This window comes from Teichococcus deserti (assembly GCF_001982615.1).
Classification (GTDB): Bacteria; Pseudomonadota; Alphaproteobacteria; order Acetobacterales; family Acetobacteraceae; genus Pseudoroseomonas; species Pseudoroseomonas deserti.
Genome location: NZ_MLCO01000209.1, coordinates 1 through 23,325, shown reverse-complemented (window position 1 = coordinate 23,325; position 23,325 = coordinate 1). Strand labels below are relative to the sequence as shown.

At 70.5% G+C, this 23,325-nt stretch carries 23 protein-coding genes; 14 read left to right on the top strand and 9 right to left on the bottom strand.

Features of this window, described 5'->3' with window-relative positions:
* The first annotated feature begins 429 nt into the window (after positions 1-429).
* From petA to BKE38_RS20000, 4 genes are all read left to right on the top strand, one after another.
* On the top strand, positions 430-1,017 hold the full coding sequence (gene petA / locus BKE38_RS20015) for a ubiquinol-cytochrome c reductase iron-sulfur subunit (RefSeq protein WP_207553618.1): 588 nt from the start codon (positions 430-432) through the stop codon (positions 1,015-1,017).
* A gap of 13 nt (positions 1,018-1,030) precedes the next feature.
* Positions 1,031-2,302, top strand: a complete 1,272-nt coding sequence (locus tag BKE38_RS20010) for a cytochrome b (protein WP_076959015.1) — start codon at positions 1,031-1,033, stop codon at positions 2,300-2,302.
* Positions 2,302-3,123: a cytochrome c1 gene (locus BKE38_RS20005; protein ID WP_242662494.1), complete on the top strand. Its 822-nt coding sequence runs from the start codon at positions 2,302-2,304 to the stop codon at positions 3,121-3,123. Before BKE38_RS20010 ends, BKE38_RS20005 begins: the two co-directional genes overlap by 1 nt.
* Before the next feature lie 79 nt (positions 3,124-3,202).
* Positions 3,203-4,090, top strand: coding sequence for an S-methyl-5'-thioadenosine phosphorylase (locus BKE38_RS20000; RefSeq protein WP_076959013.1), 888 nt, complete (start codon positions 3,203-3,205; stop codon positions 4,088-4,090).
* A gap of 268 nt (positions 4,091-4,358) precedes the next feature.
* Here the strand turns inward: BKE38_RS20000 and BKE38_RS19995 are convergent, their stop codons facing one another.
* The 5 genes from BKE38_RS19995 to lepA all read right to left on the bottom strand — a co-directional run bounded on the left by BKE38_RS19995 (position 4,359) and on the right by lepA (position 11,261).
* Entirely contained in the window at positions 4,359-4,718 is a 360-nt protein-coding gene (locus BKE38_RS19995) for a response regulator (RefSeq protein ID WP_076959012.1), read from the bottom strand.
* Positions 4,715-8,014: a PAS domain-containing protein gene (locus BKE38_RS19990; protein WP_076959011.1), complete on the bottom strand. Its 3,300-nt coding sequence runs from the start codon at positions 8,012-8,014 to the stop codon at positions 4,715-4,717. Before BKE38_RS19990 ends, BKE38_RS19995 begins: the two co-directional genes overlap by 4 nt.
* A 130-nt stretch (positions 8,015-8,144) precedes the next feature.
* The gene (locus BKE38_RS19985) at positions 8,145-9,137 is read right to left on the bottom strand and encodes a tripartite tricarboxylate transporter substrate-binding protein (RefSeq protein WP_106409263.1); all 993 of its coding nucleotides are present in this window, start codon (positions 9,135-9,137) and stop codon (positions 8,145-8,147) included.
* 117 nt (positions 9,138-9,254) lie between these two features.
* The gene (locus BKE38_RS19980) at positions 9,255-9,455 is read right to left on the bottom strand and encodes a hypothetical protein (protein WP_076959010.1); all 201 of its coding nucleotides are present in this window, start codon (positions 9,453-9,455) and stop codon (positions 9,255-9,257) included.
* Positions 9,456-11,261 (bottom strand): translation elongation factor 4, encoded by a 1,806-nt coding sequence (lepA, locus tag BKE38_RS19975; protein ID WP_076959009.1) that lies wholly within the window; start codon positions 11,259-11,261, stop codon positions 9,456-9,458.
* A gap of 103 nt (positions 11,262-11,364) precedes the next feature.
* Here lepA and BKE38_RS19970 point away from each other — a divergent pair, with 103 nt between their 5' ends.
* Positions 11,365-11,643, top strand: a complete 279-nt coding sequence (locus BKE38_RS19970; RefSeq protein ID WP_076959008.1) for a Pathogenicity locus — start codon at positions 11,365-11,367, stop codon at positions 11,641-11,643.
* Between the two features lie 193 nt (positions 11,644-11,836).
* Entirely contained in the window at positions 11,837-13,573 is a 1,737-nt protein-coding gene (locus BKE38_RS19965; protein ID WP_083747709.1) for a GGDEF domain-containing protein, read from the top strand.
* 173 nt (positions 13,574-13,746) lie between these two features.
* Here the strand turns inward: BKE38_RS19965 and BKE38_RS19960 are convergent, their stop codons facing one another.
* Positions 13,747-14,796, bottom strand: coding sequence for a glycosyltransferase family 4 protein (locus BKE38_RS19960; RefSeq protein WP_076959006.1), 1,050 nt, complete (start codon positions 14,794-14,796; stop codon positions 13,747-13,749).
* Between the two features lie 237 nt (positions 14,797-15,033).
* On the opposite strand from BKE38_RS19960, the gene BKE38_RS19955 reads away from it, so the two are divergent.
* Positions 15,034-16,827 (top strand): ABC transporter ATP-binding protein, encoded by a 1,794-nt coding sequence (locus BKE38_RS19955; protein ID WP_083747708.1) that lies wholly within the window; start codon positions 15,034-15,036, stop codon positions 16,825-16,827.
* Between the two features lie 13 nt (positions 16,828-16,840).
* On the opposite strand, the gene BKE38_RS19950 is transcribed toward BKE38_RS19955, so the two are convergent.
* Positions 16,841-17,203: a hypothetical protein gene (locus BKE38_RS19950; protein WP_131829663.1), complete on the bottom strand. Its 363-nt coding sequence runs from the start codon at positions 17,201-17,203 to the stop codon at positions 16,841-16,843.
* A gap of 144 nt (positions 17,204-17,347) precedes the next feature.
* Here BKE38_RS19950 and BKE38_RS19945 point away from each other — a divergent pair, with 144 nt between their 5' ends.
* The 5 genes from BKE38_RS19945 to BKE38_RS32265 all read left to right on the top strand — a co-directional run bounded on the left by BKE38_RS19945 (position 17,348) and on the right by BKE38_RS32265 (position 20,051).
* Positions 17,348-17,686: a hypothetical protein gene (locus BKE38_RS19945; RefSeq protein ID WP_076959003.1), complete on the top strand. Its 339-nt coding sequence runs from the start codon at positions 17,348-17,350 to the stop codon at positions 17,684-17,686.
* A 163-nt stretch (positions 17,687-17,849) separates the two neighbouring features.
* A complete protein-coding gene (locus BKE38_RS19940; protein ID WP_076959002.1) occupies positions 17,850-18,125 on the top strand; it encodes a hypothetical protein in 276 nt (91 codons plus the stop codon).
* 214 nt (positions 18,126-18,339) lie between these two features.
* Positions 18,340-18,660: a hypothetical protein gene (locus BKE38_RS19935; protein WP_076959001.1), complete on the top strand. Its 321-nt coding sequence runs from the start codon at positions 18,340-18,342 to the stop codon at positions 18,658-18,660.
* Positions 18,661-18,694: 34 nt separating this feature from the next.
* Entirely contained in the window at positions 18,695-19,681 is a 987-nt protein-coding gene (locus BKE38_RS19930; RefSeq protein ID WP_076959000.1) for a hypothetical protein, read from the top strand.
* A gap of 232 nt (positions 19,682-19,913) precedes the next feature.
* On the top strand, positions 19,914-20,051 hold the full coding sequence (locus BKE38_RS32265; protein ID WP_165694236.1) for a hypothetical protein: 138 nt from the start codon (positions 19,914-19,916) through the stop codon (positions 20,049-20,051).
* 205 nt (positions 20,052-20,256) lie between these two features.
* Here the strand turns inward: BKE38_RS32265 and BKE38_RS19925 are convergent, their stop codons facing one another.
* Complete coding sequence (locus BKE38_RS19925) at positions 20,257-21,195, bottom strand: hypothetical protein (protein ID WP_076958999.1); 939 nt, start codon at positions 21,193-21,195, stop codon at positions 20,257-20,259.
* Between the two features lie 182 nt (positions 21,196-21,377).
* On the bottom strand, positions 21,378-21,584 hold the full coding sequence (locus BKE38_RS19920; RefSeq protein WP_076958998.1) for a hypothetical protein: 207 nt from the start codon (positions 21,582-21,584) through the stop codon (positions 21,378-21,380).
* Positions 21,585-21,808: 224 nt separating this feature from the next.
* On the opposite strand from BKE38_RS19920, the gene rpsD reads away from it, so the two are divergent.
* Both rpsD and BKE38_RS19910 read left to right on the top strand, forming a co-directional pair.
* Positions 21,809-22,426 (top strand): 30S ribosomal protein S4, encoded by a 618-nt coding sequence (gene rpsD, locus BKE38_RS19915; RefSeq protein WP_076958997.1) that lies wholly within the window; start codon positions 21,809-21,811, stop codon positions 22,424-22,426.
* A 193-nt stretch (positions 22,427-22,619) separates the two neighbouring features.
* Positions 22,620-23,325 (top strand): hypothetical protein (locus BKE38_RS19910; protein ID WP_207553617.1); only part of this gene is annotated, 706 nt, incomplete at its 3' end.

Below are 23,325 nucleotides of genomic sequence, written 5' to 3'. Positions count from 1 at the left end.
CCGCCGGGTGGCGGGCCACGCGTAAGATCGTCGGCAGCGTCAGATGTGTGTACGGGGCAGGGGCAGGGGCGAGAGCGGAAGGGTCGGTCATGGCGCGGATCCCGGCAAGGCGGCGCAGCCCCTTGGCGCGCCCGGCGAGGACCCGCGCTAGCGCGCCGGGGCAGGCGGGGCAAGCGCCGCTGCGCCCCGCGCCGCGCTGCGCCGCATCATGCGAAGCCTGGCCGACGCGGACTTGGCGATTGAAAGATGTCACCATGCCGGGTGCGCAGCGATTGCCACCCTGTCGAAGCTGCCCTTATATGGCGCCGGCGCATGGATTGCAGCGCGGCAACGCGCTTGGCCTGTGTCTCCGCGGTGGCGGACAATAGGGAGTTAGCGGCCGGCCTGCCTGCCAGGCACCGGGGCGGCCGCCAAGAGGGACGATGAGGCATGGCCGAAACGCTTGCGCCGAGCAGTGCCCCCGAGCTGGGACAGACCCAGGGGGGTGGCGATCATGGGCCCGACCAGGGGACGAAGCGTGACTTCCTGAAACTGGTCGCAGGCTCCTTCGCCGCGGTCGGCGTGGGCGCCATCGTCTGGCCGTTCATCCATTCGATGAACCCGGCCAAGGACGTGCTCGCCCTGGCCAGCACCGACGTGCCGCTGGGCCATATCGCCGAGGGCCAGGCGGTCACCGTCATGTGGCGCGGCAAGCCGGTCTTCGTCCGCCATCGCACGGGCGCCGAGATCACCGAGGCCAAGGCCGTGCCGCTGGGCGAGCTGCGCGACCCGCAGCCGGACAGCGCCCGCGTCCAGCGCGAGCCCTGGCTCGTCGTGCTCGGCGTCTGCACCCATCTGGGCTGCGTGCCGCTCGGCCAGAAGCCGACCGACGCGCGCGGCGATTTCGGCGGCTGGTTCTGCCCCTGCCACGGCAGCCATTACGACACCTCGGGGCGCATCCGCCGCGGGCCCGCGCCGGCCAACCTGACCGTGCCGGAATACAATTTCACGTCCGACACCCAGATTCGCATCGGCTGAGGACCGCACCCCCATGGCATCCGGTCTGCACGAGAGCAGCTTCACCAACCCCGTCGTGCGCTGGATCGACCAGCGCATGCCGGTCTTCACCATGATGCAGAAGGAGTACGGGACCTTCCCGACTCCGCGGAATTTCAACTACTTCTGGAATTTCGGCGCGCTGGCCATGATCAACCTGATGATCATGATCGCCACCGGCATCTTCCTGGCGATGAACTACACCGCCCATACCAGCCTGGCCTTCGACAGCGTCGAGCGCATCATGCGCGACGTGAACTACGGCTGGCTGATCCGCTACGTCCACATGAACGGCGCCTCGATGTTCTTCATCGTGGTCCTCATCCATGTCTGGCGCGGCATGTATTACGGCTCCTACAAGAAGCCGCGCGAGCTCCTCTGGATCCTCGGCGTCGTCATCTTCCTGCTGATGATGGCCACCGCCTTCATGGGCTACGTGCTGCCCTGGGGCCAGATGTCCTTCTGGGGCGCGACCGTCATCACCAACCTGTTCTCGGCCATTCCGCTGGTCGGCAACAGCATCGTGACGCTGCTCTGGGGCGGCTTCTCGGTCGACAACCCGACCCTGAACCGCTTCTTCAGCCTGCACTACCTGCTGCCCTTCGTGATCACCGGCGTGGTCTTCCTCCACGTCGCGGCGCTGCACATCACGGGTTCCAACAACCCGCTCGGCATCGAGCCGAAGGGCCCGCAGGACACGCTGCCGTTCCACCCCTACTACACGATCAAGGACAGCGTCGGCATCGTCGTCTACCTGATCGTCTTCGCCTTCCTGGTCTTCTTCACGCCGAACTACCTGGGCCACCCGGACAACTACATCCCGGCCAACCCGCTCTCGACGCCCGCGCATATCGTGCCGGAATGGTACTTCCTGCCCTTCTACGCGATCCTCCGCGCGGTCCCGAACAAGCTGGGCGGCGTGCTGATGATGTTCGGCGCTATCGCCGTGCTCTTCGTGCTGCCCTGGCTCGACCGCTCGCCGGTGCGCTCGATGCGCTTCCGCCCGATCGCCAAGTGGCTGTTCCTGCTCTGGACGGTGAATTTCTTCGTCCTGATGTGGGCGGGCGGCAAGCCGGCCGAGGGCCTCTACGTCGTCATCTCGCGCCTCTCGACCGCCTACTACTTCGCCTACTTCCTGGTGATCCTGCCCCTGCTCGGCAAGATCGAACGGCCGCTGCCGCTGCCGGAAAGCATCAGCCGCGCCGTGCTGCGCGGCGGGGGACCCCTGCCCGGCGGCGCCGCGGCCAAGCCGATGGAGAAGGCGTGATGCGGGTGCTGACGACTGGTAAAGCCGCCATGCTCAACGGCTTGAAGGGCGCGGCGCTCGCCGCCGCCCTGGCGCTCAGCCCGCTGGCTCTCGGTCTCGCCGTGCCCGCCGCCCAGGCCGCGGAGGGCAGCGTGGCCATCCCGGATGCGCGCTTCCAGCACGACCGCATGCTCGGCACCTTCGACCGCGGCGCGCTGCAGCGCGGCTTCCAAGTCTACAAGGAAGTCTGCTCGGCCTGCCACGCGGCGCATCTGCTGTCCTACCGCAACCTGCGCGACATCGGCCTGTCCGAGGCGGAGGTCGCCGCCATCGCCGCCTCCTACCAGATCCCCGACGGGCCGAACGACAACGGCGAGATGTTCGAGCGCCCCGGCCGCGCCTCGGACCGCTTCCGCCGCCCCTTCGCCAACGACGCCGCCGCCCGCGCCGCCAACAACGGCGCCCTGCCGCCCGACCTGTCGGTGATCGCCAAGGCCCGGCCCGGCGGCGGCAACTACATCCATGCGCTGCTGGTCGGCTACGAGGATCCGCCGCCGGCCGGCATCACCGTCATGGAGGGGATGCACTACAACAAGTATTTCCCCGGTCATCAGATTGCCATGGCGCCGCCGTTGAACAGCGACGGCCAGGTGCAGTATGGCGATGGCACCCGCGCCACGGTCGACCAGATGGCCCGCGACGTGACCACCTTCCTGGCCTGGGCGGCGGAGCCGGAGCTGGAGACGCGGCGTGCCATGGGCATCCGCATCATCCTGTTCCTCATCGTCCTGGGCGGCCTGACCTATGCCGTGAAGCGGAAGATCTGGGCCGACGTCCACTGAAGCGACTACGCCGCCCGCGTGCCGACCTCTACCAAGGGCCGCCTCCGGGCGGCCTTTGCCATTCCGGAGAACCCCATCCATGAGCGACACCTTCGAACCCGTCATCGGCCTGATCGGCGGCTCCGGCCTCTATGACATCGACGGCCTCGAGGACCGCCAGTGGAAGCGGGTGGAGAGCCCCTGGGGCGAGGCCTCGGACGAGCTGCTCTTCGGCCGCCTCGACGGCGTGCGCTGCGTCTTCCTGCCGCGCCATGGCCGCGGCCACCGCGTGCCCCCCTCGGCGCTGAACTACCGCGCCAACATCGACGTGCTGAAGCGCGCCGGCGTCACCGAGATCCTCTCCCTCTCCGCCGTCGGCTCGCTGAACGGCGACCTGGAGCCGGGCCGCTTCGTCATCGTCGACCAGTTCATCGACCGCACCTTCGCCCGGCAGAAGTCCTTCTTCGAGACCGGCTGCGTGGCGCATGTCTCGGTCGCCCACCCGGTCTGCCCGCGGCTCGGCGACGCGGTGGAGGAAGCCGCCCGCCAGATCGAGCTGCCCTACAAGCGCGGCGGCACCTACCTGGTGATGGAAGGGCCGCAATTCTCGACCAAGGCCGAATCCGAGCTGTACCGCGCCTGGGGCTGCGACGTGATCGGCATGACCAACATGCCGGAAGCCAAGCTCGCCCGCGAGGCGGAGCTCTGCTACGCGACCGTCGCCATGGTCACCGATTTCGACTGCTGGCACCCCGGCCATGACGCGGTGACCGTGGACGCGGTGGTGAAGGTCATGCTGGCCAATGCCGACCGCGCCAAGCAGCTGGTCAAGGCGGTGATCCCGATGCTCGGCAAGCCCCGCGGCGCCTGCCCCGCCGGCTGCGACCGCGCCCTGGAGCACGCGATCGTCACGGCGCCCGAGAAGCGCGATCCGGCGCTGATGGCGAAGCTCGACGCGGTTGCGGGGCGGGTGCTGAAGGCGGCCTGACGCGAAGGGCTTGGCAGGCTGGGGGAATGAATTCCCCCAGACCCCCTTCTTTTTTTCTGGGGTGACTGCCGTGTCCACGTGGAGACAGTACGTGGCCCGGCCCGGCAACAGCGCGACTTGTGAGGGCGCGCTGTTTTTTTATGAAAATGCGTCCTGCCGTGCTGCCCGGGTGTGGCCGCGGCCAGGGTGCTGGCCGTCAAACGGCCGGTGAACAGAAAAAAGAAGGGGTCCAGGGGAATTCATTCCCCTGGCCTACCCTGCCTTCTCTTTACCCGCAGATCTTCTCGAGAGCCGCGATGAGGTCGCGCGGGTCGTAGGGCTTGGCGAGCACCGGCACGTTGCGGTGGCGCTCGGGCAGGCCGGCGGCGCCGTAGCCGGTGGCGACGACGAAGGGGATCGAGCTTTGCACCAGCCGGTCGGCGACCGGGATGGAGGCCTGGCCGGCGAGGTTGATATCCAGCACGGCGGCTTCCGGGTGTTCGCTCTCGAACAGCGCCAGGGCTTCTTCCACCGTCGCGGCCGGGCCGAGCACGGTGGCGCCGGCTTCCATCAGGGCGTCCTCGACCAGCATCGCGATCAGCGCCTCATCTTCCACGACCAGGATGCGCCGGCCGTTCAGTCCGCTCATGCGGTCTCCTCTTCAACCTGCGGTCCGCTGACGGGGCGGAAGCGGATGCTCGCCCGGAAGCCATCGGCCGCGTAGTCCAGTTCCACGGCCGAGCCGGGGCCGAGCTCGGCTGGCAGGCCTCGTTCAAGCATCCGGCTGCCGAAGCCGCGCCGGCTCGGCACTCCTTTGACCGGCGGGCCGTTTTCCTCCCGCCAATCCAGCCTGACCAGCCCTTCCGTCGTGCCGTGCCAGGTTACCACCACCCGCCCTTCCGCGCAGGAAAGAGCCCCGTGCTTTGTGGCGTTGGTCGCGAGTTCGTGCATCGCCAAGGCCAGTCCCAGCGCCTGGCGCGGCGCCAGCCAGACCGAGGGGCCGGTCAGCGACAGCCTTGCCGTGCCGTCCGGCCCGTCTTCCACCTGCCAGGGCGCCAGTGCCGCCCGGGCGATATCCTCCATCGACGCGCCGCGCCAGGTGCGCGCCGTCAGCAGATCATGTCCGCGCGACAAAGTCAGCAGCCGCGCCTGGAAATCGTTCAGGAAGCGCGGCATGGCGTCGGCCGCGCTGCCGGCGGTGCGCGCCGTCTGCAGCGCCAGCGAATGCACCGTCGCCAGGGTGTTCTTCACCCGGTGGTTCAGCTCGCCCAGCAGCAGCAGCTGGCGCGCCTCGCTGGCCTTGGCGGCGCTGACGTCGCGCGCCAGCCCGCCGCGGCGCACCATGGTGCCTTGCGCGTCCAGCATCGGGAAGCCGATGTCGCGGATCCAGCGCATCACCCCGTCGGGGCGCAGGATGCGGTATTCGGCGTCGAAATTGCCGTCGCGCGCCGCCTGGGCCCAGGCGGCGGCGACCCGGTCACGATCGGCCGGGTGGATCGATTCGAGCCAGAGGCCGGGATTCTCCACCAGCCGCTCGCGGGCGATGCCCCAGATCCGCTCGAAGGCGGGGCTGACGAATTCGGGCTGGGTGCCGGCCGGGTCGCGCATCCACATCACGTCGGGGCTGGCCTCGGCGAAGCGGCGGAAGCGGCTTTCCGAGGCGGCCAGCGCCGCCGCCGCCTGCACCGCCGCCTCGCGCGAGGCGGCCTGGGCCGCGACCTGGCGGGACAGCGCCTCGCGCGCCTCGGCGAGCTCGGAGACATCGGTCACCGCGCCGATCCAGCGGGTGACCTGGCGCTCCTGGTCGAAGGCAGGCAGGGCGCGGACCACGCACCAGCGCCAGCCGCCCTCGGGGCGCTTCAGCCGCAGCTCGGCGGCGAAGGGCCGGGCCCGGCGCAGCGCACGCTGCCAGCGGCGAAAGGTCGAGCGCTGGTCGGCCGGATGCACCAGCTGTCCCAGCGCGCCTGGCGCGCGCGCCGGCGTCAGCCCGGTGAAGTCCTGCAGGCGCGGGTTGATGTAGTCGATCTGGCCGTCGGGCGTGGCCGACCAGACGATCTGCGGGATCGCCTCGGCCAGGATGCGGAAGCGCAGCTCGCTGTCCTGCAGCTTCGCGGCGGCGCGGCGCTCGGCGTCGATGTCGGTCAGCGCCACGACGGCGCCGGTGACCTGGGCGCGGGCGTCGCGCACCGGCGCGCCGGAGACGCGGATCCAGATGAAGCTGCCGTCGCCGGCGCGGAACTGGTACTCGCCGCTGGCGGGGACGCCGTCGCGCAAGGCGCGACTCAGAGGAAAATCCTCGCTGGCGACCCGGCTGCCATCGGCGTGGTAGGCCTCCCAGTCCTGGCCGTAATCCTCGATGCCGCGCGACAGGCTGATCGGCCCGCGCAGCATCTCGGCCAGGCGCCGGTTGCCAAGCAGCAGCCGGCCGCTGGGCGCCTCGGCCAGCAGCACGCCGACCGAGACATTGTCCAGCACCGCCTTCAGCCGCGCCTCCGACTCGCGCAAGGCCACCTGCGCCGCGCGCTCGTCGCTGACGTCGCGGAAGAACAGGGTGATGCCCTCGCTGGAGGGGTAGACATCGGCCGAGATCCAGCGGCCCAGCGCCGGGTGGAAGGCGGTGACGCTCTGCGACAGGCCCTGGCGGGCGGCAGCCTGGCAGGCGGCGCCGAAGGGGCCGGCATCCCAGCCGGGGAAGGTCTCGGCCAGCGGCCGGCCGATGCCCTGCTGCCCGCCGGCCAGCAGCGCGGCCCGGCCGTTCAGGTAGCGCAGCAGCCCGCCGCCATCGAGCACCAGCACGCAGTCGGTGGTGCTTTCCAGCACGGTCTGCAGCCGGGCGGTGAGCGCGATGCGCTCGGCCTCCAGCCGCTCGCGCTCCTGGCCCGCGGCCTGCAGCGCCTCGGCGGCGGCGTCGATCTCGCGCAGCCGGGTGGCGGGGAAGCCGGGCAGGGCGGCGCCGGTGCCGAAGGCCTGGGCCATGCGGCCGAGGCGGGCCAGCGGCACGGCGATGCGGCGGTCGGTCCAGAAGGCCAGCATGGCGGTGAAGCCGGCCAGCAGCAGGGCGCCGGCCACCAGCACCGGCGCCAGCGCCCGCCACAGCGCGCCATCCAGCATGTCGGCCGGCATCGCCACCAGCACCATCCAGGGCGTGCCGCCGACACGCTGCCAGACGGTGTAGAGCGGCTCCTCGTCGGCCGACTGGTTGCGCGCCCAGCCGCGCAGCGCGCTGCTGCTCATCGCCTGGGCGACGGCGCCGTCCTCGGGGCGCAGCGCGCCGACCAGCTCGGGGCGCGGCGGCATGCGGGTGACCTGGCGGCCGTCACCGTCATACAGCGCGGCGATCCAGGTCTCCGGCAGGTTGGCGCGCTTCAGATGCGCGGCCCAGAGGCGCGCGGGATCGGTGCTGGCGGTCAGCAGCAGCGCCGGGGCGGCGGTGCCGTTGCCGCCATCGCCCTGCGGCGGGCTGCGCACTTCCTGGGTCAGGTCGATGCGGAAGGGCCGCGCCGGATTGGCCGAGGGGATCAGGTTGGAGATGCCGGGGGCGTGCGGCGGCTGGCGCATGGCGCCATGGCCCTCGGGCGGCGGGAAGGGCTGGCCGGTATCGGCCAGCAGCGTGCCCTGGCGGTCGGTCAGGCGCAGCTGGGCGTCGCGCTGCAGCGGCAGGGCGCGGGCCTCGGCGAAGAAGGTGGCCAGGTCGCGCTCGCGCAGCGCCGGCGAGGCGGCCAGCGCCGCCAGCTCGCCGCGCATGTTGAGGATCTCGCGCTCCAGGCTGAAGGCCAGGTCCTGCACCGTCTCGCGCGCCTGGGCGACCAGCCGCGCGCGCTCGGCATCGGCCACCTGGCCGGCGACATGGAAGCCCAGGCCCCAGGCCGGCAGCAGCGCGGCCAGGGCCAGCATCATCAGATGCAGGCGGACCGTCGGGCTCCGCGGCGGCGCCCGGCCGGTCATGCCTTCCCGTGCAGCGGGCGGAACGCGAGGAGCATGGCCCTCCATGCGCGTTTGCCACGGCGCGCACAAGGGGGTGCGCGCCGCGCCGCCAGCACAAGATGCGCCGGCGGCGGCATCAGGCGATCAGGGCTCAGTCGGCGTATTGGCCGGCGGCCTGGATCACCGGGCGCCACTTGGCGATGTCGGCCTGCCAGAAGGCGCGGTGCGCCTCGGGCGTCGCCTCGTTCTGCGCGACCGGCGCGGTGCCGAGATCGGCGAAGCGCTGGATCAGCCGCTCGTCGCGCAGCGCCACCTGCAGCGCGCGGGACAGGCGGGTGTTGATCTCGGCTGGCGTGCCCTTCGGCGAGTAGAGGCCGTGCCACACCGTCACCTCCATCCCCGGCAGCCCGGCCTCGGCCGCCGTCGGCAGTTCGGGCAGCGAGGGCAGGCGCTGCGCCGTGGTGACGGCGAAGGCGCGCACCGCGCCGGCGCGGATATGGCTGGTGGTGTTGGTGGTCTGGTCGCACATCAGGTCGACGGTGCCGGCGATCAGGTCGGTCATGGCCGGGCCGGTGCCGCGATAGGGCACGGTGGTCATCGGCGCGTCGATCGCCTTCTGCAGCAGCAGGCCGCAGAGATGGCTGGCCGCGCCGATGCCGGCATTGGCGTAGTTGATCTTGACCTGGTCGCGGCGGACCAGGGCCACCAGCTCGGCCAGGTTGTTCGCCTGGATGTCCTTGCGGCCGATGATGGTCATCGGCACCGCGGTGACCAGGCCGATGGTCTCGAAGCCGCCCACCGGGTCGTAGGACAGGCGGCGGTACAGGGTCGGCGTGGTGCCCATGCCGATATGGTGCAGCAGCAGGGTGTAGCCATCGGGGCGGGCCTGGGCGACGCGGGCCGCGCCCAGCGTGCCGCCGGCGCCGCCGACATTCTCCACCACCACGGTCTGGCCCAGGTCGCGGCCCATCACCTCGGCCACCAGGCGGGTCACCGTGTCGGTCGGGCCGCCGGCGGCGAAGGGCACGATGATATTGATGGTCCGCTGCGGGAAGGCGGCGCCCTGCGCATGCGCGGTCTTCGTGGCGGCGGCGGGCGCCAGGAAGGCGGCGGCCAGCAGGGCCATCAGGCTGCGTCGCAACATCTCGACCGATTCTCCCGGGAATTTAATTATTCCGCTATCTGGCGGAGTCCCGGGGGGGCGCGTCAACCGCGACGCGCGGCTTTTTTTGGTCGGGCAACGATCGGCCAGGACAGCGCCTCAGCGCGACAGGTCGATCACCAGCGCGGCGAGGAGGAAGGTGCCGCCCAGGCCGGTGGCCAGCGCCAGCCGGCCGGGCAGGGTGCGGCGCCAGGGCAGGCCGATCACCGCCAGCGTCAGCAGCACCAGCAGGGCGCCCGGCCAGTAGAAAACCGCCAGCGCCAGCAGGATGTCGGGACCGAGGAGGGCGGCCTTCGCCACTCAGCTGTCCATCTTGAGGGCGGCGATGAAGGCGCTCTGCGGGATCTCGACCTTGCCGAACTGCCGCATGCGCTTCTTGCCCTCCTTCTGCTTGTCGAGGAGTTTTCTCTTTCTGCTGATGTCGCCGCCATAGCACTTGGCGGTGACGTCCTTCGACATGGCGGAAATGGTCTCGCGCGCGATCACCCGGCCGCCGATCGCCGCCTGGATGGGGATCTTGAACAGCTGCCGGGGAATCAGCTCCTTCAGCTTCTCGCAGATGCTGCGGCCGCGGCGCTCGGCCTGGCTGCGATGCGCCATGAAGGACAGCGCATCGACCGGCTCGTTGTTCACCAGGATGGAAATCTTGACCAGGTCGCCCTCGTCATAGCCGTCCATCTGGTAGTCGAAGGAGGCGTAGCCGCGGCTGACGCTCTTCAGGCGGTCGTAGAAGTCGAAGACCACCTCGTTCAGCGGCAGGCGATAGACCGCCATGGCGCGGTTGCCGACATAGGTCAGCTCGACCTGCTGGCCGCGCCGCTCCGAGCAGAGCGTCAGGATCGAGCCCAGATGCTCGTCCGGCACCATGATGGTCGCCTTGATCCAGGGCTCCTGGATGCTGTCGATCAGCGTCGGGTCCGGCATGTCGGCCGGGTTGTGCAGGTCGGCGGTGACGCCCTTGTTGTCGGTCAGCTTGTAGACGACGGACGGCGCCGTCGCGATCAGGTCGAGGTCGAACTCACGGCTCAGCCGCTCCTGGATGATCTCCAGATGCAGCAGGCCCAGGAAGCCGCAGCGGAAGCCGAAGCCCAGCGCCGCCGAGCTCTCCGCCTCGAAATGGAAGGAGGCGTCGTTCAGCCGCAGCTTGCCCAGCGATTCGCGCAGCTTCTCGAAATCATCCGCATCGACCGGGTAGAGGCCGCACCAGACCACCGGGATGGACGGCTTGAAGCCCGCCAGCGGCTCGGCCGCGGGGTTGCGGTCGTCGGTGATGGTGTCGCCGACATTGGTCTCGGCGACCGTCTTGATGGCGGCGTTGAGATAGCCCATCTCGCCCGGGCCCAGGTAGTCGACCGGCACCATCTTCGGGCGGAAGACGCCGACGCTGTCGACCGTCTGGGTGGTGCCCTCGGCCATGAAGCGGATCTTCTGGCCCTTGCGGATCGAGCCGTCCTTCACCCGGATCAGGATGATCACGCCGAGGTAGGGGTCGTACCAGCTGTCGACCAGCAGCGCCTTCAGCGGCGCGTTCGGGTCGCCCTGCGGGGCGGGCAGGCGGGTGACGATCGCCTCCAGCACGCCCTCGATGTTCAGGCCGGACTTGGCGCTGATCTCCACCGCGTCCGAGGCGTCGAGGCCGATGACGTCCTCGATCTGCTGCTTGACCCGCTCCGGCTCGGCGGCCGGCAGGTCGATCTTGTTCAGGACCGGGACGATCTCGTGATGCGCGTCGATCGCCTGGTAGACATTGGCCAGGGTCTGCGCCTCGACGCCCTGGGAGGCGTCGACCACCAGCAGCGACCCCTCGCAGGCGGCCAGGCTGCGGCTGACCTCATAGGCGAAGTCGACATGGCCCGGCGTGTCCATCAGGTTCAGGACGTAGTCCTGGCCGTCCTTCGCCTTGTAGTCCAGGCGGACGGAGGCCGCCTTGATGGTGATGCCGCGCTCCTGCTCGAGCTCCATGCTGTCGAGCATCTGCTCCTTCATGTCACGCAGCGCGATGGCGCCGGTGGCCTGGATCAGCCGGTCGGCCAGCGTCGACTTGCCATGGTCGATATGCGCGATGATCGAGAAGTTGCGGATACGGGACAGCGGGGTATTGGTCATGAGCTTCCGGCGGCAAACGGGGGCGGAGGAGGACAAGGCCCGCCGCGCCGAAGCACATAGGGCAAGCGGCGGTCGGAATCAAAGCGGAAGGGATGCGAGAGCGATGCCGTTCGACCCCGAGGCGCGCGCCAGGCTGCTGGCGGTGAAGGGCGTCGGCCCCACCGTTCTCGCCCGGCTGGAGCAGGCCGGCCTCGACAGCCTGGCCCTGCTGGCGCGGCAGGAGCCCGCCGCCGTCAACGCCCTGATCGCCGCCCGCTTGGGCGCGACCTGCTGGCGCAACAGCCCGCAGGCCCGCGCCGCCATCGACGGCGCCATCGCCGCGGCGCGGGCCGCGCTTGGCGAAGGGATCCGGGCCGACACAAATGCTTCATCAATAGGTTAACCGGCCGGCAACACCCTGGGCCTAGCCAGTCTGCTGCCCTCCGCCCCAAAGGTGCCCTCTGCCGCATACCCTCCTCCTGCCGCCGGCCCAGTTCGGCACGGCGCTCGGCCCCGCGCCCAGCCTGGCGTCGGGCGGGGCGGCGCCGCCCTTCCCGGCGGCCGGCGAGGCGCTGCTGCGGCAGGCAGGGCAGGCATTGCACTGCGCGCTGCAGCCGATCGTCGACAGCCACACCGGCAGCCTCTACGGCGTCGAGGCGCTGATGCGCGGCTACGATGCGCTCGGCTTCGCCTCGCCCTGCGCCCTGCTGGACCATGCCGCGCTGGAGGGCGTGCTGCCGGCGATGGAGCGGCTGCTGCACCAGAAGGCCGTCGCCGCCTTCGTCGCCATCCCCGATGCCGGCCGGCGCCGCCTGTTCCTCAATCTCGACGGCCGCGCCATGGCAGGGCCGGAGGCGGGCGGCCTGATCGCCGGCCTGGCCGCCGCGCTGCAGGCGGCCGGCCTGCCCGGCTCCTGCCTCTGCGTCGAACTGTCGGAGCGGCTGGACGCCCCGGCGCTGCCCGGCTTCGCGGCGCTCCGCGCCGCCTGCCGCGCCCAGGGCATCCGCTTTGCCGCCGACGACTTCGGCCGCGGCCGGGCAGAGACGCGGCTGCTCTTCGAGGGCGGCGTCGACTACGTGAAGATCGACCGCTTCCTGGTCTCCGGCCTGGCGCGCGACAGCCGCCGGCGGGTCTTCGTCAGCCATGTCGCCGGCCTGGCCCGCATGCTGGGCCTGCGCGTGGTGGCCGAGGGCGTCGAGACCGAGGACGATTTCCTGGCCGCCCGCGCGCTGGGGTGCGAGCTGATCCAGGGCTATTACGTCGCCCGTCCCGACACCGACCCGGCCACCATCCGCGCCGCCTATGCCGGGCTGATGCAGGCGACCGTGGAGGAGCACCGCCGCCGCGCCCAGGCCGGCGACAGCGAGCTGCTGCTGGCCGCGGTCGAGCGGCTGCCGGCGCTGGTCCGCACCGACCATGTCGAGCGCGCCTTCGAGATCCTGCGCCGCGAGCCCGACCGCTCGGTCATCCCGGTGGTCGACGCCACCGGTGCGCCGCAGGGCGTCATCCGCGAGCGCGACCTTCGCCCCTTCATCTATGGCCGCTTCGGCCGCGACCTGCTGAGCAACCGCAACGTGGTCAGCGCGCTGGAGCCCTTCCTGGTGCCCTGCCCGGTGGCCAGCATCCATGCCGATGCCGACACGCTGCTGCAGGTCTATGCCGGCGCGCCTCCGGGCTGCGAGGGCATCCTGCTGCAGGATGGCGGGCGCTATGTCGGGCTGATCTCGGCCTCGGCCCTGGTCGGGCTGCTGCACGAGAAGCGGCTGCGCCTGGCGCTGGACCAGAACCCGCTGACCCGGCTGCCCGGCAACCTGTCGGTGGCCGCCCATGCCGCCGCCGCCTCGGTGCGGTCGGAGGCGGCGCGCTACCTCTGCTATTTCGACTTCGACCACTTCAAGCCGTTCAACGACCGCTACGGCTTCCTCAACGGCGACCGCGCCATCACCCTCTTCGCGGAGGCGCTGCGCCGGCATTTCCCGGAAGGCGAGGGCGTCTTCATCGGCCATATCGGCGGCGACGACTTCTTCGCCGGCGTCTCCGGCCCGGCGCCGGCCGAGCTGCGGGCGCGGCTGTCCAGCCTGCTGGGCGACTTCGCGGCCTCGGTGGTGAATTTCTACACGCCCGCCGAGCGCGCCGCGGGGCTGGTGCCGGGCAAGGACCGCGACGGGCGGCTGCGCGACTTCCCGCTGCTGCGCTGCTCGGCGGCGGTGCTGGAAATCCCGGCCGGGCGGCCGGGCTGCGCGCCGGATCAGCTGCTGGCGGAAGTGGCGCAGCAGAAGTCGAGCGCCAAGGCCTCGGCAGAGGGAATGGCTTGGGTGGTTTTAAGCAGATAAGGGAAGATGTTCTTTTTTATAAAAAAAGAACCAAAAAATTTTTATTAATTTATTGTCCCGCTGATGGCCTGAAGTGGGACGCCAAACTGATAGAAGTCTTTTTGCTTCTTTTTCTTCAGAAAAAGAAGATGCCTAAAAAAGGCCGGATCCTTCAGGACCCGGCCCCCTTTGTCTTACTCCGCCGCCAGCTTCAGCGCCGGGTTCGACAGCCGCTCATAGAGCGCGACGTAATCCTCGGCCATCCGCCGCGCGGTGAAGCGCTGCTCGAAGCGGGCGCGGACGGCGTCGCGGGACAGGGTCTTCAGCCGCGGCACGGCGGCGATGGCTTCGGCCATGCTCTCCACCGCGAAGCCGGTGACGCCCTCGTCGATCACCTCGGGCACCGAGCCGTGGCGGAAGGCGATGACCGGCGTGCCGCAGGCCATGGCCTCGATCATCACCAGGCCGAAAGGCTCCGGCCAGTCGATCGGGGTGACCAGGCCGATGGCGCCCGACAGGAAGCCCGGCTTCTGGGTCTCGTCGATCTCGCCGATGAACTCGATCAGCGGATGCGCCAGCATCGGCTTGATCTTGGTCTCGAAGTAGTCGACGTCGACGCGGTCCACCTTGGCCGCGATCTTCAGCGGCGTGTTGGTGGCGATGGCGATCTCGATCGCCCGGTCGCAGCGCTTCTCGGGCGCGATGCGGCCGAGGAAGGCGAGGTAGCCCGGGGTCACGTCGGCCCGCGGCGTCAGGAGCTTCTCCGGCAGGCCGTGATAGATGTTGCCCGCCCAGTTCGCCTGCGGCAGCGGCCGGCGCTGGTCGTTCGAGATCGACACCACCGGCGCCTGGGTGAAGGTGTCGAAGACCGGCTGCAGCTCCGGCAGGTCGAGGCGGCCGTGCAGCGTGGTCACGAAGGGCACGCTCTGCCGCGAGAACAGCGAGAAGGGCAGGTAGTCCAGGTGGAAGTGCAGCAGGTCGAATTCGTGCCGGCGGCGATAGACCTGCTCCAGCATGACCGCCAGCGGCGCGTTGGCGTCACGCACCGAGGGGTCGAGCCGCAGCGCCTTCTGGCTGCCGGCGGCCAGCGTCGCCTTGGTGATCGAGTCGCCGGAGGCGAACAGCGTCACCTCATGGCCCATCTCGACCAGCTCCTCGGTGATGTAGGAGACGATTCGCTCGGTGCCGCCATAGAGCTTCGGGGGCACGGCTTCGGTCAGGGGAGCGATCTGCGCGATACGCATCGGGTCGGATCTCCTGGGTAATTGCCCCGGCCTGTGCGGCCGGCGGCAGCCCTCTGGGTTTGCCAAGATGGCTTGCCGCTGGGGCTTGCCACTGAGCGAACACTCGCAGCGGATTGAGGTAGGGTTCAGGCAAACTTCGCCACGTTTTCGTCTTGATGCGGGTGTTCTCTCTGCATGAACGCGGCTGCAGCATGCCCTCACGAGCATGTGCGCCAGAGACGAAGGAGCGACCCCCCGATGCGCGACGACTCGACTGATCTGCTGCGCCTCGCCCGGCGCCCGGTCGGCTTCCTGTTCCGTCACATCCGTCCCTGGGCCGGTGGCCATGCGGCGGTGATGCTGGCGGTGCTCGGCGCGGTCGGCTGCTCCGTCGGCTCCAACTACGCGGTGAAGCACCTGATCGACACGCTGTCGGGCGGGCCGGGCTCGGCCAGCATGGCGGCGGTCTGGACCGCCTTCGCCATCCTGGCCGGCATCATCGCCGCCGATAACCTGCTGTGGCGCGTCGGCGGCTGGATCGCGGCCGACCGCTTCCCCAAGGTGACGGCGAACATGCGCGCCGAGCTGTTCCGCCACCTGTCCGGCCATTCGCCTGGCTTCTTCGCTAACCGCTCGGCCGGGACGCTGGCCAGCCGGATCAGCGCGACCGGCACCGCCGGCTTCACCGTGCTGCAGAACTTCACTTGGCACACCGTGCCGCCGGCGGTCGCCGTGGTGCTGGCCATCGGCTTCCTGGCCAGCGTCGACCCGCTGATGGCGGGCTGCCTGGTGCTGGCCGCGGCGACGCTGGCCATCGGCGTCGCCTGGCTGGGCCGCAAGGGCGAGGGGCTGCATGACCGCTTCGCCAGCCGCGCCGCCACCGTCGACGGCCAGCTGGTCGATGTCGTGCAGAATTTCTCCCTGGTCCGCGCCTTCGGCGCCTTCGGCCGCGAGGCGCTGCGCCTGGACGGCGCCCTGGCCGCCGAATCGGGCGCCCGCCGCGCCAGCCTGCGCTACCTCGAGAAGCTGCGCCTGGTGCATGGCGTGGCCACCGCCGTGCTGACCGCCATGCTGCTGGGCTGGGTGGTGCATCTGTGGCAGCTCGGCCGCGCCACCACCGGCGACATCGTGCTGGTCTGCACGCTCGGCTTCACCATCCTGCACGCCTCCCGCGACCTGGCCATGGCGCTGGTCGACCTGACCCAGTACATCGCCCGCATGCGCGAGGCGCTGGTGGCCCTGCTGGTGCCGCATGACCTGCCGGATGCCGAGAACGCCCATGCCCTGGCCCCCAAGGGCGGCCATGTGGTCTTCCAGAACATCACCTTCCGCTATCCCTCGGCCCCCGAGGACGCGGCCCCCGTGCTGCGCGGCCTGGAGCTCGACATCCAGCCCGGCCAGAAGGTCGGCGTGGTCGGCCGCTCGGGCGCCGGCAAGTCGACGCTGCTGACCCTGCTGCAGCGCCATGCGGCGCCGCAGGGGGGCGCGGTGACCATCGACGGCCAGGACATCGCGGAAGCGACCCGCGAGAGCCTGGCCGACACCATCGCCGTGGTGCCGCAGGACGTGGCGCTGTTCCATCGCACCGTGCTGGAGAACATCCGCTACGCCCGCCCCGACGCGACCGACGAGGAAGTGCTGGCCGCCGCCGAGGCCGCCCGCTGCCGCGAGTTCATCGAGGCGCTGCCCGAGGGCTTCGAGACCATCGTCGGCGACCGCGGCGCCAAGCTGTCCGGCGGCCAGCGCCAGCGCCTGGCGATCGCCCGCGCCCTGCTGAAGAACGCGCCGATCCTGCTGCTGGACGAGGCGACCTCGGCCCTCGACTCGGAGTCGGAGGCCGAGGTGCAGAAGGCGCTGGACGGGCTGATGCAGGGCCGCACGGTGATCGCCGTGGCCCACCGCCTGGCGACACTGACCAACTTCGACCGCATCGTCGTCATGGAAGGCGGCCAGGTGATCCAGGATGGCGCGCCCGAGCTGCTCATGCGCCGCCCGGGTCCCTACCAGGACATGGTCCGCCGCCAGGCCGAGGGGCTGCAGGTCGCGGCCTGACGGCAAGGCCCCCTCAGGGCGACATCCTGAGCCCCGCCGGCGCCTGCAGCGCCGGCGGGGTTTTTCGTTCCAGAGCCTGCTGCCCGCTTCCTCCGGCGGACCGCGCGCCCTCGCGCCGTCCCTCCTGCAGCGCGCCGGCGCCGATCGGCCGGCAGCGGCATTGCGGCCGGGACGGGCCGCAGCGGCATTCGCAGACCTGGCCGTCGCCGCAGCTCTGCTGCCGTGTCTCGCCCCCACAGGAGACGCTGCAGAAGGACCGCCCCTGGCTGGTCCTGCCGCCGCAGCCGGTTGTCGTCGCCGCGGCGGCGGCATCCGGCAGGCCGAGGGTGGGAAGGACCACCAGCATCGCGATGCGAATTCCAGTACCCGGCGCCATGCTCTTGCTCCTCTGCAGAATTTACGCAGTAATTTCCATTACAGACAGGTAATAAAAATCACCAAACTGTGTAACCACCAGTAAGTGATTCGATGCTTAATAATATGGATACGAGACGGAAATGAAAACCGGGGGAAAATATTCATGAAAACCGTCAGCAGCAGCAGTTCCGTCAGTGGCGGCCGGCCAGGGCAGGTCGTCCAGGCAGAAGCGCGGGCTTCGGCATCTTCGGATGGCGAAAGCTTTGTCTTCACCCATAGCAGCGCCTCGATCGGCGAGCGGCCCGAGGCTGGCGAAGGCCCTGGCGCCCCGGTGCAGGGCGAGGCGGGCGGTGGCGAGGTCGTGCTCCTGCCGGATCCTCTGCCCCCCGCCACCGAGCCGGGCGCCATCCTCATCCCCGCCGCGGAGGAACCCGTCGCCGACGCGGCGCCGCATGCCGTCCCGCCGCTGGGACTGGCCGACAGCTTCTTCGGCTTCGGCTGAGCGGCTGCCGCAGCCTTTCCGCCATCGCCTGACGATGGCGGCCGTGAACGACGTGCCGACACGACGTGGCTGAACAGAAGAAGAAGGCGTCCTGCGCCTGCCATGCAGCCCCGGCCCCGGCCGGCGGCGCGTCGGGCGGCAGCAGGGCCGGGGGAGGATCAGGATGACGCTCCGCCTTGTCGCGGCGGCGGCCAGCGCCGCCAGCCTGACGGCTGCCAGCTCGAGCCTGACCGGCAGCGCCGGTCCACGGCCTCATTCCGCAACATCGCAGGGCCAGGCCCGGGCCGAGGCGTGCATCGTCGACGCGCCCTCCGGCAAGGTCGTGCTGCTGCGGGTTGCGGCAAGCCGCGCCGCCTCTTCCACCGCCCCCGTCAGCGCAACGGCCAACGCCGCGGCCAGCGCTGCTGCCAGCACGGCGGGAGTGGCGGCCAAGTTCTGAGGTCCCGGGCATGGTGGGTCGCGCCGGGCGCGCCCATGCCGAAGGGCCGGAAAGCTTCCCGCGCGCGGCGCCCGCCGTGCCGCGGCACCAGGTCGGCGACTGACCGCCAAGCGCTGTCACACGGTGACGGCCAGTCGCCTACGCCGGGGCGCGAGCCCCATCACGGCCTCGCCTGGCAGACGCCAGGCGACAACCACGACGAAGGAAACGTACCATGCGCAAGATCCTCCTGGCCACCTTTGCCGCCGTCGCCCTGAGCGGGCCCGCTCTCGCGGGCGGGTCCTCCGCCACTGCCTCCTCGGGCGGCTCCACCTCCTCCTCGATCGAGAGCGGCAAGCACGGCTTCGCCATCGGCGCGACCTCGGGCGTGTCGGTGCAGGGCGCCGGTGCCAGCACCTGCGGTGGCTGCGGCTCGGCCTGGACGGGCAGCTACAACAGCACCAAGGCCGTGGGCGCGACCTCCAACGGCTATGTCGGCAGCACCTCCAGCGGCGGCGCCACGGCCAAGGCCACCCGCTACGGCGGCTGGAACTAAGCCCGATCGACCGGAAAACGCAGGAGACCTCGCCATGAACCGCATGATCCGACGCTTCTGCGTTTTCCTCGGGGTGGGGGTGGCGATCGCCACCCTCGCTTCCCCACCGGCCCGCGCGCAGGAGAACGTGCAGCGGACGGAAAGCTACTACCGCAACGACATCTACAATTACGGCCTGCCGCGCAACCACCACCAGGCGCCCGCGCTGGGCCTCGGCAACATCTACGGGCTGAACCCCTGCGCCACCGGCGTCTCGCTGGGCGCCACCATGCCGCTCTTCGGCATCGGCGGAGCCTTCAGCACAATCGACGAGGAATGCCAGCTGCGCAACAACGTCGCGCTCACCGTCTCCGCCCTGAAGGACGAGGCGCTGGCGCGCGAGATCATGTGCAATGTCGAGGCCTTCCGCCTTGCCGCCATCCGCATCGGCCGCCCCTGCATCCGCGACGGCGGCCAGCCGATCGCGCTGACCCAGGGCGTCAACCCGGAGACCGCCACCGCCGCGCAGCTGATGCCGGTGCCCTCGGCCGGCCTGCCGCCCAACGCCCTGCCGCCGGTGCCGCCCGCCCAGGCCGCGCCGCCGGTCAACGGCAACCCGGCCAGCGGCAACCCGGCCGCCGGCGGCTTCCGCGGCGCTGGCCTGGCGCCGCCGCGCCCCGCCTTCTGCGAGATGCCCGGCCTGAGCACCGCCAGCTACCCGGAATGCAGCGGCGCCCCCGCCGAGCCGGCGGCGGCCCCGCCCCGGCCGGCGCCGCGTCCGCGCGCCCTGCCGGTCCGCGCGCCGCAGGCCCCGCGCCCGGCCCTGCTGCCGCCCGCCCGCGTGCCCGAGGCCAGTGACTCGCCGCCGCCGGCGGTGCTGGGCCGCGCCGATGGCAGCCCGGCCGGCTGCGAGAGCACGCCCGCCGCCATCCGGGTGCTTTTCGCGGAATGCGTGGCCGCGGAACGGCAGAGCGCCATGGCCGCCGTGCGCCGCGCCCACCCGGCGCCGGAGATTGCCCCCTCCAGCCTGGCCGCGCGGTGACGCTGCCGGCACAGGCCTATCCCTCCGACGGTTTTTCGCAGAGGCGCCCGGCCAGGGCGCCTCTGCCGCACCCGCCACCCCGACCGGCTTGCCGATAGCGGCATGCCGGGCCGGATCGCCGGCGGGATGGAGAGCGCCGGAGAGCCGCATCGCCACCGAGCTGGCGGCCGGTGATCGGCAAGGGCCCGCGGCAGACCCTGTCGGAGCTGATGGATCGCGCTGCATCGACCCGGTGATCGGGCCGTCCGAGGTGACGGCCTTCACCCTGCGGCAGCGGCTGCATCCCGGGAACGGGCAGCGCCTCCACGACCTGGCGAAGCGCTGTGACGAGGAGATCGCCAGCCCGCCGGTCCTGCGGCATCGCTGCTAGGGCTGGTGGTCGATGCCGAGCTGCGCGGCAGCAGCGCGGCTGTTCGCCGACATCCGGGCCACGGGGAGGGGAGAGGGGCTGTGCGTCCCTGCCGCTGCCGGCGGCGCAGCCCTGCTGGACGCGCTTCGCCGTGCCAGGCCGCTGGGGCAGGGCCCGGCCGGGGGCGGGTCGCCCCCGGCCGGCGGTTCGGAAGCGATCGGGCGGCTCAGGCGAAGAAATAGTGGTCGTAGCCGCCGTGGTACTGGATGACGTCGGTCTGCGCCGCCGCCACCGCCAGGGAGTCGCTCAGGGCCTGGACGGTGCCGAACTGGCTTTCCGCCATGGCATTGGCCGTCGCCAGGGCGTCCGCGTCGTTGCTGGTGCTCACCGAGCCGTCGCCGGGGGCATAGACCAGGATCTTCGATTCGGCGCTGGCCTCGGCCACCGCGACGGCCTTGGCGTCGCCGCGATTGGCGGAGACGGAGGCTTCCGCCTTGGCCGAGGCATCGGCATCAGCCCCGGCATGGATATGCCCATGGTTGTTTTTCGCATAGACGAAAGTATAGGCGTCGGCCTCCGCGCCGGCCTTGGCGAGCCCGGTGAGGCCGATCCCCAGCGGCGCGGCGCCCTTGGCCTTGGCCGTGGCATCGGCGACGGAGCGGGCGAAGGCCTCCAGCCCGGATTCGTTGTCGGGGGCGAAGATGAAGACGTCGTCGCCATGGGCGGTGATCTTGCCCTTGTTGTCCGGCGCATAGACGAAGACGTCGTCGCGCGCGCTCACATTGATGTTGCGGGTGTTGCCGGGCGCATAGACGAAGACGTCGTCGCCGACGCGGACGATGATCTCCTTGCTGCCCAGCGCGTAGTGGTCCTCGAAGCGGCCGACATCGCCGCCGTTCTTGCCGCCCAGGGCGGTCGAGAGCAGGTCGCCGAAGAAGCCGGTCACCTGCTTGTTCTGCCCCCAGGCGAATTGGGCGGCGGGATCGATGTCGAAGCCCTCGGTGCGGTCGGCATCGATGCGGATGACCGGGATGGTGATGTCGAACCAGTGCTTTTTTCGCAGCTGGGCATCCACGTCGATGGTGATGCCGTCGTCGAAGGACGGCCTCCGTGCGGCAAGGCCTGCATCGGCCGTCGAGGCTGACGAGGACTGGGCTTTGGCCATGTCTTTATTTCCTCCCCCTGGATCGGAATCCGACGCGCCCGCGGCGCCGCCGGACAGAAGGAAGCATTTGTGGATCAAGTTGTAGAAGCGAAACAATAATGCGTGACCCTGGCCCTTATGCCATTGTCAGATCGGCGAGAAAGCGCATGGGGAGGGCGCCGCGACGATGCCCGAGGCCAGGCTCAGGGCGGCAGCTGCCGCGCCAGCCGCCTGGCCAGCCAGTAGCCCAGCAGCCCGCTGACCGGGGCGGCCGGCAGCACCAGCACCCAGCCGGCATGGACGTTGTTCACCACGAGGCCGAGACCGATGCCCAGCATCAGCCCGCCAAGCAGGCTGCCGCCGACCCCGGCGGTCAGTCCCAGGATCAGAATGTCCGCGCGTGTCACCATGGGAATCGCTCTAGGTCGGATGACGATGGTTTGACAAGCACTGGGGGTTTGACAAGCGCGGGGGGTTTGACAAGCGCCGGGCGCTGCGGGTAAAGGCGCGCTCCCTTCCGGGAAAGCGGATGCAGGCCCGTCCTGCGTCCCGCCCTTGGCATGAGCGCCTCGGGACTACCGGGACATCAGCGACACCGTTCGAAGAGCGGGTCATATAAGAAGGAGCCCGCCGCATGACGAAGCGCGCGGAAAGCAAGTACAAGATCAATCGCCGCCTGGGCGTGAACCTGTGGGGCCGTGCGAAGTCCCCGGTCGCCAAGCGCGAATACGGCCCCGGCCAGCACGGCCAGCGCCGCAAGCAGAAGCCGACCGACTTCGGCGTGCAGCTGATGGCGAAGCAGAAGCTCAAGGGCTACTACGGCAACATCGGCGAGAAGCAGTTCCGCAAGTATTACGAGGAGGCCGTGCGCCGCAAGGGCGACACCTCCGAGAACCTGATCGAGATCCTGGAGCGCCGCCTGGACGCCGTGGTCTATCGCCTGAAGCTGGCGATCACCCCGTTCGCCTCGCGCCAGTTCGTCAACCATGGCCACATCACGGTCAATGGCAAGCGCGTGAACATCCCCTCCTACCTGGTGCGTGACAACGACGTCATCGAGGTCAAGGAGAAGTCGAAGCAGCTGGTCGCGGTGCTCGACGCCGCCCAGTCCGGAGAGCGCGAGGTCCCCGAGTATCTCGAGGTCGACCACCGCCAGATGAAGGGCCGCTTCCTGCGCGCCCCGAAGCTGTCGGACGTGCCCTACCCGGTGCAGATGGAACCGAACCTGGTCGTCGAGTTCTACTCGCGCTGACCGGAGCCGGCGGGGTCACCCGCCGCGCCAGACTTTCGAGGGGGAGGGCCTTTGGCTCTCCCCTTTTTTTGGCCTGTGTCACAAAGGCCACGCTTCAGATTGTGCCGGGATTCCAGGGGCATCCGTACCTGGGCAAGGTTGCGCTGGCGTTATAGCCTGTCCATCACCGCGACCGCCTGCCGCCCCGGATATGATGGCCGATACCAGCCTGATCGATTCACGCCCCAAGCCGAGGCTGCTCGGCGATACCGGGCGCATCGCCGCCTTCCACCGCCCGGCCGCCGAGCCGGACGGCGAGGGCGTGCTGCTGATCGCCTTTGCCCCGCTCGGCGCCCGCCGCGGCCCCTGGGACGAGGACTTCCTGGCCGGCTTCGGCGCCAGCCTGGTGACGCTGGTCGACTATCGCGGCTGCTGGTACCGCGCAGAGGAGATGGCGCAGCTGCTGCCTGCGCTGCGCAGCCTGGCGGCGCAGCACCGCCGCGTCGTGCTGCTGGGCGCCGGCATGGGCGGCCATGCGGCGCTGCGCCATGCGGCCGCGCTGCGCGCCGACCTGACGCTGGCCTTCTCCGCCCCTTATTCCATGGATCCCGAGATGCTGGGCGGGCTGCAGGGCCGCCAGCTGCGCCGCCACTACCAGGCCTGGCTGCATCGCGGTGTCCGCGTGAAGCCCGAGGAGCTGCAGGGCCGCGTCCTGCTGTTCTTCGACCCGCTGATCGCCGAGGACCGCCGCCAGGCCGCGCTGATCGAGGCCTGCGGCGATTGCCGCGCCGTGCCCTGTCCGGCCGCCGGCGCCGATTCCTGGCGCTTCGCCCGGCAATCCGGCCTGCTGGAGGGTCTGCTGGCGCGCGCGCTGCGCAGCGCCACGGCCGATGCCGCCTCCGCCCGCCGGCTGCGCCGCC